This is a genomic window from Mesorhizobium sp. B2-8-5, assembly GCF_006440675.2.
Lineage (GTDB): Bacteria > Pseudomonadota > Alphaproteobacteria > Rhizobiales > Rhizobiaceae > Mesorhizobium.
In genome coordinates, this window is the sequence record NZ_CP083951.1 from 3,576,258 (window position 1) to 3,588,722 (window position 12,465).

The 12,465-nt window shown below is 64.3% G+C and carries 15 protein-coding genes; 5 read left to right on the top strand and 10 right to left on the bottom strand.

All coding sequences use genetic code 11. The annotated features are described in order from the left end of the window. Positions 1-203: 203 nt before the first annotated feature. The gene (gene rirA / locus FJ430_RS17275) at positions 204-665 is read right to left on the bottom strand and encodes an iron-responsive transcriptional regulator RirA (RefSeq protein WP_140647676.1); all 462 of its coding nucleotides are present in this window, start codon (positions 663-665) and stop codon (positions 204-206) included. 209 nt (positions 666-874) lie between these two features. Here rirA and FJ430_RS17280 point away from each other — a divergent pair, with 209 nt between their 5' ends. The 3 genes from FJ430_RS17280 to FJ430_RS17290 all read left to right on the top strand — a co-directional run bounded on the left by FJ430_RS17280 (position 875) and on the right by FJ430_RS17290 (position 3,400). Next, positions 875-2,170: a DUF445 domain-containing protein gene (locus tag FJ430_RS17280; protein ID WP_140710665.1), complete on the top strand. Its 1,296-nt coding sequence runs from the start codon at positions 875-877 to the stop codon at positions 2,168-2,170. Between the two features lie 123 nt (positions 2,171-2,293). Continuing rightward, the gene (locus FJ430_RS17285) at positions 2,294-2,722 is read left to right on the top strand and encodes a phasin family protein (RefSeq protein ID WP_140710667.1); all 429 of its coding nucleotides are present in this window, start codon (positions 2,294-2,296) and stop codon (positions 2,720-2,722) included. Positions 2,723-2,902: 180 nt separating this feature from the next. Beyond that, the gene (locus tag FJ430_RS17290) at positions 2,903-3,400 is read left to right on the top strand and encodes a MaoC family dehydratase (protein WP_140647679.1); all 498 of its coding nucleotides are present in this window, start codon (positions 2,903-2,905) and stop codon (positions 3,398-3,400) included. Positions 3,401-3,416: 16 nt separating this feature from the next. Here the strand turns inward: FJ430_RS17290 and FJ430_RS17295 are convergent, their stop codons facing one another. From FJ430_RS17295 to FJ430_RS17310, 4 genes are all read right to left on the bottom strand, one after another. Continuing rightward, on the bottom strand, positions 3,417-4,253 hold the full coding sequence (locus FJ430_RS17295) for an EamA family transporter (protein ID WP_140710669.1): 837 nt from the start codon (positions 4,251-4,253) through the stop codon (positions 3,417-3,419). After that, complete coding sequence (locus tag FJ430_RS17300) at positions 4,250-4,831, bottom strand: TetR/AcrR family transcriptional regulator (protein WP_140710671.1); 582 nt, start codon at positions 4,829-4,831, stop codon at positions 4,250-4,252. Before FJ430_RS17300 ends, FJ430_RS17295 begins: the two co-directional genes overlap by 4 nt. A 174-nt stretch (positions 4,832-5,005) precedes the next feature. Continuing rightward, the gene (gene cml, locus FJ430_RS17305; RefSeq protein ID WP_140710673.1) at positions 5,006-6,205 is read right to left on the bottom strand and encodes a CmlA/FloR family chloramphenicol efflux MFS transporter; all 1,200 of its coding nucleotides are present in this window, start codon (positions 6,203-6,205) and stop codon (positions 5,006-5,008) included. A gap of 300 nt (positions 6,206-6,505) precedes the next feature. Then, positions 6,506-7,927 (bottom strand): PLP-dependent aminotransferase family protein, encoded by a 1,422-nt coding sequence (locus FJ430_RS17310; protein ID WP_140710675.1) that lies wholly within the window; start codon positions 7,925-7,927, stop codon positions 6,506-6,508. Between the two features lie 101 nt (positions 7,928-8,028). Here FJ430_RS17310 and FJ430_RS17315 point away from each other — a divergent pair, with 101 nt between their 5' ends. Next, the gene (locus tag FJ430_RS17315) at positions 8,029-8,892 is read left to right on the top strand and encodes a DMT family transporter (RefSeq protein ID WP_140710677.1); all 864 of its coding nucleotides are present in this window, start codon (positions 8,029-8,031) and stop codon (positions 8,890-8,892) included. Positions 8,893-8,958: 66 nt separating this feature from the next. On the opposite strand, the gene FJ430_RS17320 is transcribed toward FJ430_RS17315, so the two are convergent. Together FJ430_RS17320 and FJ430_RS17325 are read right to left on the bottom strand one after the other, a co-directional pair. Next, the gene (locus tag FJ430_RS17320) at positions 8,959-9,999 is read right to left on the bottom strand and encodes a zinc-dependent alcohol dehydrogenase family protein (RefSeq protein WP_140710678.1); all 1,041 of its coding nucleotides are present in this window, start codon (positions 9,997-9,999) and stop codon (positions 8,959-8,961) included. Between the two features lie 103 nt (positions 10,000-10,102). Continuing rightward, positions 10,103-10,294 carry a hypothetical protein gene (locus FJ430_RS17325; RefSeq protein WP_226891741.1) on the bottom strand — a complete coding sequence of 64 codons (192 nt, stop codon included), beginning with the start codon at positions 10,292-10,294 and terminating at the stop codon, positions 10,103-10,105. A gap of 3 nt (positions 10,295-10,297) precedes the next feature. Here FJ430_RS17325 and FJ430_RS17330 point away from each other — a divergent pair, with 3 nt between their 5' ends. Beyond that, the gene (locus FJ430_RS17330; protein ID WP_319022982.1) at positions 10,298-10,639 is read left to right on the top strand and encodes a hypothetical protein; all 342 of its coding nucleotides are present in this window, start codon (positions 10,298-10,300) and stop codon (positions 10,637-10,639) included. Here FJ430_RS17330 and FJ430_RS17335 read toward each other — a convergent pair whose 3' ends face one another. From FJ430_RS17335 to FJ430_RS17345, 3 genes are read right to left on the bottom strand one after another with little or no spacing between them, the layout of a single operon-like run. Further along, positions 10,640-11,113: a DUF4262 domain-containing protein gene (locus FJ430_RS17335; protein ID WP_140647685.1), complete on the bottom strand. Its 474-nt coding sequence runs from the start codon at positions 11,111-11,113 to the stop codon at positions 10,640-10,642. Beyond that, positions 11,103-11,753: a maleylacetoacetate isomerase gene (maiA, locus tag FJ430_RS17340; RefSeq protein ID WP_140710679.1), complete on the bottom strand. Its 651-nt coding sequence runs from the start codon at positions 11,751-11,753 to the stop codon at positions 11,103-11,105. The genes FJ430_RS17335 and maiA overlap by 11 nt, the downstream gene beginning before the upstream one ends. Next, entirely contained in the window at positions 11,750-12,448 is a 699-nt protein-coding gene (locus tag FJ430_RS17345) for a fumarylacetoacetate hydrolase family protein (protein WP_140710680.1), read from the bottom strand. The genes maiA and FJ430_RS17345 overlap by 4 nt, the downstream gene beginning before the upstream one ends. Positions 12,449-12,465 lie beyond the last annotated feature (17 nt).

Consider the following 12,465-nt stretch of genomic DNA (forward strand, 5'->3'; position numbering starts at 1 on the left):
AAAGCAGCGGTCCAGAAGGAGCGCTGGCGCCTACGCCGCTCGTTCTGCATCGCCGCGGCGCTCGCACGTCACGGAATGGATTCTAGGGTCTGCGCTGCGTCGCTGCGCTCCTTGCTCCGCCCTAGAATGACGAAGTCGAGGGTGGCGCCACACCCGGGAAGCCGTGGGCGGTGGCCTTTGAGAAACAGGTCGCCAGGTCTTGATCACGCAGCAGGCGCGCGCTGCTCCAGAAGGTCGATGCCAAGCAGGCTGCGCACATTCGGACGCGCCGCGACGAGATCTGCGATCGTGTAGCGTGAAAGCACGGCGAAGAAGGCGTTGAGCGCCTCGCGCAGCGCCGAATTCAGGGCGCAGCTGTCGACCAGCGGGCATTCGGCGGCGTCGTTCTCGAAACACTCGGCCATGGCGAAGCTCTCTTCGGTGACGCGCACGACATCGAACAGGTTGATCTGTTCGGCCGGACGGCCGAGCCGCACACCGCCATTCCTGCCGCGCACGGTTTCGACCAAGCGGGCCTCGACCAGCGGCTGCAGGATCTTGAACAGGAACAGTTCCGACACCGAATAGGCGGCGGCGATCTCAGGGATGCGGCTCAGCCTGTCGGTGTTTGCGGCGCAATACATCAGGATGCGCATCGCATAGTTGGTCTGGCGCGTGAGCCGCATGGTATCCTCGCGAAATATTAGCTTGGGCCGAATATGGCCCATAGTTTGGAACAATTCCAGACTGGACCGGTACATAGCTGAATAATCGTGTCAACTTTTTGTGCAAGCCGACGCGGATAGTCGCCGGATATCGCTCCTGCGCTTCGAGCGAGCGTTTTGGCGGCGCAGCCACTAGATAGATGCGGGTGCAAACAGGAAACGGCCTTTCCATGTCACAGTCAGCTCCGGCTTTCGCGCCGGTTCGATTCGACGCCGATGCCAAGGCGAAGCTCTCGGCGTTGCGGCGGACCAAGTTCATCGCCGCGGCAGTGCTCGCGCTGTGCATCCTCGTCTTTGCGCTCGCTAAGTCCTTCGAGGGCAGCCATCCGTGGCTCGGCTTCGTCGCGGCCTTCGCCGAGGCGGCGACGATCGGCGGGCTCGCCGACTGGTATGCCGTGGTGGCGCTGTTCAGACGGCCGCTCGGGCTACCGATCCCGCATACGGCCATCATACCGGAGAACCAGCACCGGATCGCCGACAATCTCGGCCGCTTCATCGAGGCCAATTTCCTGGCGCCCGAGCCGGTGCGCGAGAAGCTCGCCGAGGTCGATTTCGCCGCTTTGGTCGCCGACTGGCTGGCTGATGCCGAGCGCTCCGCCGCCCTGTCGCGATTCGTCGCGCGGCTGGTGCCGCAGACATTGACGGCGGTGGAGCAATCCGGCCTGCGCGACTTCGTCACCAGCCGCATGCTGGAGCAGATCGAAAAGGTGCCGCTGGCGCCGCTCGCGGCCGATCTTTTGTCGGCGCTGACCGACGATCGCCGGCACCAGAAGCTGTTCGACGAGTTCACCAGGGTGATCGGGCGTTTCCTCAACGACGAGCAGGCGCTCGAGACGATGCGCGAAAAGATCCGCGAGGAGTTGCCATCGCTGTTCAACCTGTTTCGCGCCGATGCCTATCTCTTGAAGAAGATCGTCGCGTCGGCGGGCTCTCTGCTCGATGAGGTGCGGGCCGATCCAGATCACCCCATGCGCGCCGAATTCGACCGCTTCGCGCTCGGCTTCATCGAGCGGCTCAGGACCTCGAAGCAATATGCAAGGCGCGCCGAGAAGCTGAAGCGCGATTTTCTCGGCCGTCCGGAGGTGAGGGCGCTGGCCGGCGATGCGTGGACAAGCCTGCGCCTGTTCATCGAGCAGGACATCAATGCTCCGAATTCGACGATCCGCGCGCACCTCGCCAACATGTTCGTCGAGGTCGGCAGGCATCTGGCCGACGACGCCCAGATCAGGGCCGACATGAACCAGGGTTTTGTCGTGGCGCTGGCTTCGTTCGTGGAAAGCCAGAAGAGCGGCGTGTCGAAATTCATCGCCGACCAGGTCAAGCGCTGGGACCTGGCGCAGCTGACGCGGCTGATCGAGACGAACATCGGCAAGGACCTGCAATATATCCGCTTCAACGGCATGATCATCGGCGGGCTTGCCGGGCTGGCGCTCTATACGGCGGAGCGGCTGTTTCTCGTCAATTGACGCCAGCCCGGCGCGCACTATTCTGCCTTGGGTCTTAAGCAATTCGGGGCGGAAAACCGCTACACACTTTTCCTGGAATTGCGTTTGAGGGCGCCGCGAACGCGGCAAAACGGGAGGCAGAGCATGGCAAAACAACCGGAATCCTATTCGTTCCTCGACATGTTCAGCAGGTTCGGTCGCGACCTCAAGCTGCCGAATGTCGATGTCCAGGCGATCCTGGATCATCATCGCAAGAATCTCGAAGCCCTGGAAAAGTCGGCAAGGGCGGGTGCGGCAGGGGCATCCTCGGTGCTGGCGAGGCAGCATGAGATGGTGCAGAATGCCATGCACGAGATCACGCGGATGGCGCAGAATTACCAGACGCCCGGCAATCCGCAGGACCTCATGACCAAGCAGGCTGAATTTGCCCGCAGGTCGTTCGAGACGACGCTGAAGAATGCCAGCGAAGTGGCTGGCCTTGTGCGGAAATCCAGCACCGAATCGGTCGAGATACTGCGCGAGCGGATCAGGGATGCGATGGCGGAGATCCGCGCCGGTTACGAAAAGAAATAGCCTATCCGGCGGTTTCGGACCCACCATCGACCGATATGCGATGCAACCGGCCCTGTCGCCCGAGCGTTCTCGGCTTGCCCCAAAAGCATCAACTCTACCGGCGAAAATCGCGGGGCGGCGAATTGACAGAAGCCGCCGCTTCATGGTCGGGAGACAGGCAAGAGTGATGGGAAAGCCGGAATGACGGAAGCACGGCCGAGAACGCCGCCGACCTTCGAACAGTTGCGCACGATGTCCGGGCAGGAACTCGGCGTGTCCGACTGGACGACGGTCGACCAGCAGCGCATCGACCAGTTCGCCGAATGCACGGGCGACCATCAGTGGATCCATGTCGACCCCGAAAGGGCGAAACGGCAGAGCCCGTTCCGCACCACGATCGCGCATGGTTACCTGACTTTGTCGATCATCGGCGCGCTGGCGCTGGAGATGGGCATCGTGCCGGAGAACACCCAGGCCGCCTTCAACTACGGCTTCGACAAGGTGCGCTTCCTGGCGCCGGTCAAAGCCGGCGCGCGCATCAGGCTGCGCACCACGCTGCTTTCCATGGAGGACCGTGGTCCCGGCCAGTATCTTATGAAGGCAGCCAACACCGTCGAGATCGAGGGCGAGCAGAAGCCGGCGCTGACGGCCGAAACGCTGGTGATGATGTACGAGCGCCGCAAGCGGGCAGGGGCTTAGTGCGGCGGGAACGGCATTACCCTTGATAGCCGAGGCAGATCGCGCCTAGAGCGACAACGCCGCAAGCCGCAATTCGCCTCGGCGTCAGGGTCTCTCCCAGGAAGAGCCGGCCGATCAGCGCCGCGAAAACTACGCTCGTCTCGCGTATGGCGGTGATCGGACCGGCCGGCCCGAGCGCGAAGGCTGCGACCACGGCGCCATAGGCTACCAAGGCGAAAATCCCGCCGCCGAGCGCCTTCAGCGCATCGGGCGAACGAAAGTCAACGGTGAGCTTGCCGCGGCAGATGATGAAGGTGACCGGCAGCAGCACGCCGTAGACCAACAGCACCCAAGCCGTGTAGGCGCCTGAACTTCCCGCCGATCGGACACCGATAGCATCGACCGTCGCATAGGCGGCGATGATCGTGCCGGTCGCCAGGGCATATAGGATTGATGTCGTTGCCGCGCGCCCTTTGCCAAGCGAAAGGCTCATGATGCCAAGCGCGGCGAGAACGACGCCAAGCGACTGATGCCAGCTCAGACGCTCGCCCGCCAGAACGAAACCGCCTAGCGTCACCAGAAGCGGCACCGAGCCGCGAACGATCGGGTAGACCTGTCCCAATTCGCCGTAGCGGTAGGCCGCCACCAGAAAGAGACTGTAGCCGACCTGAAGGCAGGCCGAGAGCATGACATAGGGCCAGGCCGACGCCGCCGGAAGGGGGTTGAAGATCGCCAACGGAATGGCGGCGATCGTTGCCGAGAAGCTCATGACCGTGACGGTCCAAAGCCTGTCGCTGCCGGTTCGCAGAAACGCGTTCCAGCCGGCGTGCAGGATCGCGGCGAACAATGCCAGGCTGATGACTGTCGCGCTCATTGCGGTCTCTCCCGCGTGGCGAGAATGGCCATTGCTGCACTGCGGGCATCGCGAATGGCGGCGTCGGGCTGGCCCATCCGGGCCATCAGCGTCGCGCCTTCAAGCAGCATCAGCAGGGCGGCCGAAACGCTTTCCGCCGCATCGGCGGGCATCGTTTCTTCGAGGATCAGGCGCATGCGCCGCTTCAGGCCGTTCTTTTGTCTGACGGCGGCCTGGAACACCGGGTGCGCCGGATCGCCGAACTCGGCCAAGGCATGCGCGAACAGGCAACCGTGGAAATCGGCGCTGCGGAACCAGCGCCCGTACCAGTCGAAGATTGTGCCGATCTTCTGCTCGGGCGTGGCCGCCTGTTCGGCGAGGCGGTCGAGCTGGCGATCGAACCGCTCTGCACGGTAGGCCAGGACCTCGACCATCAAATCGTCCTTGCTGGGGAAGTGACGATACATGGTCATCTTGGCCACGCCGGCTTCGGCGATGATGCGGTCGATGCCGGTGGCGTGAAAGCCGACGCGCTTGAACAGCCCGTAGGCGGTTTCAACGATGTGCTGGCGCTTGTCGGTCCTGGTCGGTTCGGTCATGGCAAGCGATTGGTGATGAGACAGGTCTGTCCCTTTCTATGCGGAAGACAAATACGTGTCAATTGCCGGCTACTCGTCGGGAAGGCCGGGCAAGCAAGGGCGGGAAATACGCGCAGCGGCGGTAGGCGGAGACGCCTTGGCATTGGGAGGCCTCTCCGCCTGTGTGGCCTTGGATCAGGCTGCTTCCGCTCGTTTGAGCGATACGCCGAGCGCGGCGAGCGTGATCGCCGCCATCAGCGAGCAATAACCGGCCAGCGGCCATGCCGTGTCGCCATCCAGGAAGATGATGAACATCGTGCCCGCCGCGGAAACGATCACGCTCTGCAGGCAGAAATAGAGCGCGACGGCCGTGCCGGCGACCTCGCCGAACGGCGCCAGCGCGCCGTTGGCCGTCACCGACGCGGTGAGGACGATGCCGATGGCGATGATCCACATCGGCATGACGAAGCTCGCGAAGGATGGCTCGGCGAACAACTGTCCTGCAGCCAGCAGGGCAGCACCCAGGAGCAGCATCGCCATGCCGCGCCTGACGCTGCCTTCGATGCCCCAGCGCGCGACGAAGCTTTTGGCGAAGCGGGTGGCGACGATCATCACCAGCGCCGCGCTGGCGAAGGCCAGGCTGAAGCCGATCTGGGAAAAGCCGGCCTTGCCGATGAGCACTCTCGGCGCCGTCGAAAAGAACACGAAGAACGAGCCCATGGCGGCGGCGAAGGCCAGCGTGTAGGTCCAGAAGCCGAAGCTGCGCAGGATCGGCCCGAAACCAGCCCGGGCAGGGCCATGGGTCAGCGGGCGCGTTTCTCGCCATCTTGGCCAGGCGTTGAGCGTGGCGGCCACGGCAAGAATGCCGAGCGCCACGAAGATCGCCCGCCAGCCGAAACTGTTGGCGATCAAAGCCCCGGCGATCGGTCCCAGCGCCGGCACGAAGGACAGCAGCGAGCCGAGCGTGCCATAGATGACGGCGCCTTCCGGCCTTTGCGCATAGATGTCGCGGACGGTGGCGAAGACAGCGACCAGCATGGCCGAGGCGCTCAGGGCCTGCGCGATGCGAAGGGCAAGGAAGACCGGTGAAAGCGACGTAAGGGCGAGCAGGAAGGAGGCGGCCGCGAACGACAGGGCGCCGCCGATCAGCACCGGGCGCCGACCGATCCTGTCGGAGATCGGTCCGAAAGCAAGTTGGCCGAGCCCCAGACAGATCATGTAGAGGCTGAGCGTCAGTTGCACCACGGCCGTCGAGGTGCCGAGCGCGCCCGGCATGATCGGCACTACGGGCAAGTAGATATCCATGGCGAGGGAGGCCAGGACGTCGAAGGGAGACAAAAGCAGCAAGGCTGCTGGCATGGACAAGGTCCATGTCGGCTGGTTCGGAGAAGACATGAGGAGAGTTCCGCTCAAATGGTGACATTCGGCGGCGATCTGCCTGAGTCTTTTCTGACGCAATTCCGGACGGAAGGCTACGACGCAGGGCCGAGCCTAACCGCTTTACACCTTTCCTGGAATTGCTCACGGGAATGACGGACAGACTGCCGCAACAACGAAGCGCTGTTGCGGCTTACTTGTCTGCTGACTTGCTGGATCCCATGGCTGTCGGTCCCGGTGACGATGCGCATGCCGGCTGGCATGCGTGCTCGCGTTTCACTACCAGCCGAAGATCGCTCGGGCAACCGACGGTCGCGCTTATGCCGCTTTGCGGCGGGACGCGGCGACTGCTCTTTCCAGGGCGGAAAAAATACGCCCGTCGGCACACTGGGCCACGTTGAAGCGCATGAAGCGGCCGGCGGTGTGCGACAGGCTGAAGGCATTGCCGGGCGCCAGCACGACATTGTCCGAAAGCGCATGGCGGGCGACGTCGGCGGCGTCGATGCCGTCGGGCAGGCGGCACCAGAGGAACATGCCGGCAGGCTGGTCGATCCAGGGCGTGATGCCCATCATTTTCAGTCTGCCGGCGGTCTCGGCCATGGCGCGCGACAGGCGCGTGCGCAATTGCTCGACATGTTTGCGGTAGCTGCCGTCCTTCAACAGGCTCAGCACCAGTTCCGAGGACAGCCGCGCACCGCCGAATGTCGTGGCGATCTTGAGATCGGTCAGGCCTTCCATCCAGTCGGATGGCGCGGCGATGAAGCCGCAGCGCACCGAGGCCGACAGCGTCTTGGAGAAGGAGCCGATCTGGACGACACGCTGCAGCCCGTCGAAGGCCGCGAGCCTTGGGGCAGGGCTGTGCTCGAAGTCGGCGAAGATATCGTCCTCGACGATGGTGAGATCCGCCTGGTCGGCGAGTTTCAGGAGCCGATGCGCGGTGACCGGCGACAGGATCGCGCCGGTCGGGTTGTGGATGCCGGAATTGGTGATGTAGAGGCGCGGCCGGTGCTCGGCGAGCGCCTGCGCGAAGAGCTCGATATCCGGACCCGAAGGCGTGTACGGCACGCCGATCACCTTGGCCTGGTGGGCGCGCAACAGGGCGTGGAAGTTGAAATAGCAGGGGTCGTCGACCAGCACCGCGTCGCCGGGCTCGAGCAGGAAACGGCACAAAAGGTCGATCGACTGGGTGCCGCAATCGGTCAGCATGATCTGGTCGGGCGAGGCTTCGACGCCGTGCTCGGCCATGCGCCGCGCCAGCAACTGGCGAAGCGGCGGCAGGCCAAGCGGCGTGCCGTAGTCCGCAAGCGCCACGTCGTCCGCTCGGGCCGCGGTCCTCAGTGCCCGGCGCAAGGCGGCCTGCGGCATCCAGGACGCGGGCAGCCAGCCGCAGCCGGGCTTCAGCATCTCCTCGCCCGCTTCCAGCGATTGCCTGGACACCCAGAGCGGATCGACGGCCCGGTCAAGCTTGGGACCGATCTCGGCAAGCGACAGCGGCGCGAGCTGGCCGGCGGCGTAGAAACCCGAGCCCGGCCGCGAACGGATCGCGCCTTCCGCCGCAAGCCGTTCATAGGCTTCGACCACCGTTGATTTCGACACCTGCAAGGATTTGGCGAGAGCCCGGATCGATGGCAGGCGCGCGCCGGGCGTCAGCGTGCGTGCCGCGATGCGATGGCGGATCGTCGCCATCACGCTTTCGACGAGCGTGCGCGAGCCGTCATTTTCAAGAGCGAGATCTGTCATCCGTACTGCCCGAAATACCATTACAGTTTTGTGGAATTGTACCCCATTGTCTCTGGTAACGCCATGATCTGCCTCGTACGGAAGCGCAAACGGAGCAGATGATGGAAAAGAGTTTTGACGGCTGGCTCAGCGGCTTCATCGGGGTGCTGATCTTCAGCGGGTCGCTGCCGGCGACGCGGGTGGCGGTGATGGATTTCGATCCGACCTTCCTGACGGCGGCCAGGGCGGCAATCGCTGGTCTGCTCGGGATTGCGATGCTGCTGCTATTCCGCGAGAGGCGTCCGGAGCGAAGCGACCTGATCTCGCTCGTCGTCGTCGCGCTGGGTGTCGTGGTCGGCTTCCCGTTGCTGACGGCGCTGGCGCTGAAACACGTCACCTCGGCGCATTCCATCATCTTTGTCGGCCTGCTGCCGCTGGCGACCGCGATCTTCGGCGTGCTTCGCGGCGGCGACCGTCCGCGCCCGGCCTTCTGGCTGTTCTCGTGCCTGGGAAGCGCTTTGGTCGCGGGTTTTGCCCTGTCGCAAGGCTTGACTGCCTCGCCGGTCGGCGACGGCCTGATGCTCGGCGCCATCATCGTCTGCGGGCTGGGCTACGCCGAAGGGGCCAAGCTGTCGCGCAAGCTCGGCGGCTGGCAGGTGATATGCTGGGCGCTGGCGCTGTCGCTGCCGGTCATGCTGGCGCTGAGCTTTTTGACGCTGCCGCCATCCTTCGCCGGCATCGGCTCCGGCGCCTGGATCGGCCTCGCCTATGTCTCGCTGTTCAGCATGTTGATCGGCTTCGTGTTCTGGTACCGGGGCCTCGCGCAAGGCGGCATCGCCGCCGTCGGGCAGTTGCAGCTGCTGCAACCCTTCTTCGGCCTGGCGCTGGCGGCGAGCCTGCTGCACGAAAAGGTCAGCCCGATGATGGTGGTCGTCACGCTGGGCGTCGTGGCCTGCGTGTTCGGGGCGAAGAAGTTCGCGCGGTAGGCGCCTACTGATTTGTTTTGACGCAATTCCGGACGGAAAACCGTTTCACACTTTTCCTGGAATTGCTCAGAACTTCGTCACCACCCCGATGCCGATGCCCTCGAAACCGCCCATCGCCATCAGGGCCGCGGGCGCTTCCTCGAGGCTGATCTTCTTGCCGACCAGCAGTTCGGGTTTCAGCTTGCCGGTGCGGATCATCTCCATCATCGCGGAGTAGCGGTAGGCCTGCATGCCGTGGCTGCCGAGGATTTCGAGCTCGAAGGCGATCACCTTGTCCATCGGCACCTGCGGCCGGGCGTGCTCGCCTAGCATCAGGCCGACCTGAACGTGGCGGCCGCGCCGGCGCAGATTGGCGATCGAGTTGAAGGACGTGGTCGGGTGTCCCAGCGCGTCCATCGACATATGCGCGCCGCCATTGGTGATCTGCTTGACCGCCTTGACCACGTTCGGCGTCGTCGCGGCGTTGATCGTCGCCACCGCGCCGATCTTCTTCGCAAATGCCAGTTTCTCGTCGGTGAGGTCGATGGCGATCACATTGGCGCCCATGGCGCTGGCGATCATGATCGCCGACAGGCCGACGCCGCCGCAGCCATGCACCGCCACCCATTCGCCGGGCGTCACCCGGCCCTGGTCGACAATGGCCCGGAACGAAGTGACGAAGCGGCAGCCGAGGCTGGCGGCGGTGGCGAATTCCATCTCTTCCGGCAGGCGCACGAGATTGGTGTCGGCGTGCTCGATGCCGACATATTCGGCGAACGAGCCCCAGGCGTTGAAGCCCGGCTGGGACTGATGCTCGCAGACCTGGTGGTTGCCGGAGGTGCATTCGAAGCAGCGGCCGCAGCCGACCGCGAAGGGCACCGTGACACGGTCGCCGGCCTTCCAGCGGCTGACCTGCTTGCCGGCGGCGACAATGACGCCCGCCAACTCGTGTCCGGGAACGTGCGGCAGCGTGATGCCGTCGTCATGGCCCAACCAGCCATGCCAGTCGCTGCGGCAAAGACCGGTTGCCTCGACCTTGATGACCACCCCGTCGGCGGCCGGCTTCGGGTCGGGAACGGTCTGGATCGTCGGCGCCTCGCCGAATTTCTCGAAGACGACGGCTTTCATCGGCAACTCCCACCATTGGTGCGTTTTGAGTTGACGATAGCCGATTCCACCGCTGGTCGACCGGAAATCGATTCTGCCAGGGCCGGGACTGGCAGACGGATCATTACTCCGCTTTCTGGCGGAAGTCGGCCAGCCGCGTTTCGCCGGGCGCAAGCTGGCGTCCGTCCTCCGCATGCTCCAGCCGCCGGATCGGCCTGCCGGTCCGGGTGTCGACCATGAAGGTGTAGGGCTCGCCCGGCCCGGAGAAATAGGTCTCGCCCCATTGGCGCAGCGCCATCAGGTCGTAGAGGGCCAATTGGTGACCGGCCTCAGCCTCTCGCTGATGGCTGCTGCCTGGCTGCCGATCGCCCTCATGGGGTCCTCGCTCTGGCTGCTGGTGCTGGGCATCGTCATGCTCGACCTCGCCATCCAGGCGGTGCACGTCACCAATCAAAGCCTGATCTTCGCCCGACGGCCGGATGCCCGCAGCCGGCTGGTCGGCGGCTATATGATCTTTTACTCGCTGGGCAGCGCGCTGGGCTCGATTGCCTCGACCAGCACCTATGGTGCCTGGGGCTGGACCGGCGTCTGCCTGCTTGGCGCCGGTATCGGTCTGGCGGCGCTGGCGTTCTGGGCCGCGACGGTGAGGGTAGGGCGCTAGTTATGGCGGCGGAGTATCGAGCAGCGGCTGCCGTTCGCGAAACCATTCATCAGCCTCGACATCCCACGGCCAAATCCCGGAGGTTGTCGGAAAAATAAGCTGCACGATCCGGAAATCCGGCCCGTCGTAGAACCATATGTCCCAACCGAAATATTCCGGGTAGTGATCGGGATGGACCGCACCGAACTGACAATCGAAGCCTCCTCCCAGGAAACCCGACGCCCGCGCACCGACGCTGAACCTCTCGCCGCCGCGCACGCGTCTGCAGTACTCGTTGATGATGGTTAGCGAAAGGTCCGGCTTGAGCCCGATAACGACCAATTCAGGGACGCCAAAATTGTGCTCTATCCCGACCGAGTATGCGAATGGCGGATGCTCGTCCTCCTCCAGCACATAGAGAATGTGGCAGCCGTACTCTTCGATGTCGGCGAGTGCCTTGGCCTCCTCGGCGTCTTTGGCTTCCCTACTCGGCATCGATCTGGTTCTGCGGCGCAGCCTTCTGGAACGCCGGCAGCGCCATGCAGGCGGCGTTGATGCGCGCGATCACCGGATAGGGGGCCATGTCGACGCCGAAACGGGCATTGTTGGTCACCTGGGCGGCGAGGCAGATGTCGGCCAGGCCCGGCGTGTCGCCATGGCAGAACGCGCCGGTCTCGGGCGACGAAGCCAGAATCTTCTCAAGCGGCTGGAAACCTTCATTCACCCAATGCCGGAACCAGTTGACGACGTCCTCGTCGCCGGCGCCGAACAAGGTGCGCAGCGAGGTCAGCACGCGCAGATTGTTCACGGGGTGGATGTCGCAGGCGATCATCTGCGCCAGCATCCGCACTCGCGCCCGGCCCAACGCATCCTTCGGTAGCAGTTGCGGCTCCGGCCGGATTTCATCGAGATATTCGATGATCGCCAGCGATTGGGTCAAAAGCGTGCCGCCGTCCAGAACCAGCGCCGGCACCAGACCTTGCGGGTTCACCGCGAGATAAGCGGGCTCGAGATGTTCGCCGTGGCGCAGATGATGCGGCACATAAGTGTAGTCCAGCCCCTTCATCACCAGCGCAATCCGCACCCGGTAGGAGGTGGAGGAGCGGTAGTAGTTGTGAAGGACGAGGTCGCTCATCGCCTCGGCTGCCCGATGGTCACCGTGATCTCGCCGATGCCGTCGACGCCGCCGGTGATCCTGTCGCCCGCCTGGACCGCTCCGACGCCGGCCGGCGTACCGGTGAAGATCAGGTCGCCGGGCCGAAGCTCGACCGCTTCGCTGCAAATCGAGACGATATCGGCGATCGGCCATATCAGCTCGGCAAGGTCGCCGTCCTGTTTCACCGCGCCGTTGACGGCAAGCCAGATACGGCCTTTTTCCGGATGTCCTGATTTCGCGGCTGGAACCAGCGGGCCGCAAGGCGCCGACTGGTCGAAAGCTTTCGACCAGTCCCAGGGACGGGCTGCTTTCTTTGCCTGATCCTGCAGGTCGCGGCGGGTGAGGTCGACGCCGACGCCATAGCCCCAGACATGAGCGAGCGCCTCGGCGCGCGGAATGCGGAAACCGGCCTCGCCGATGGCGACGACCAGCTCGATCTCGTGGTGCAGGTTCGAGGTCAGCGGCGGGTAGGGGATCTCGGCGCCGCTGTCGACCACCGCGTCGGCCGGTTTGGTGAAGAAGAAGGGTGGATCGCGCTCGTCATTGCCGAGCTCGCGCGCATGCGCGGCGTAATTGCGGCCGACGCAGAAGATGCGGCGCACGGCAAACCGCTCTGCCGAGTCCGCGACGGCAACCGAAGCAATCGTCGGCGGCGGAAGGACGAATTCTGGCATGATTTTTCTCTGTGCTG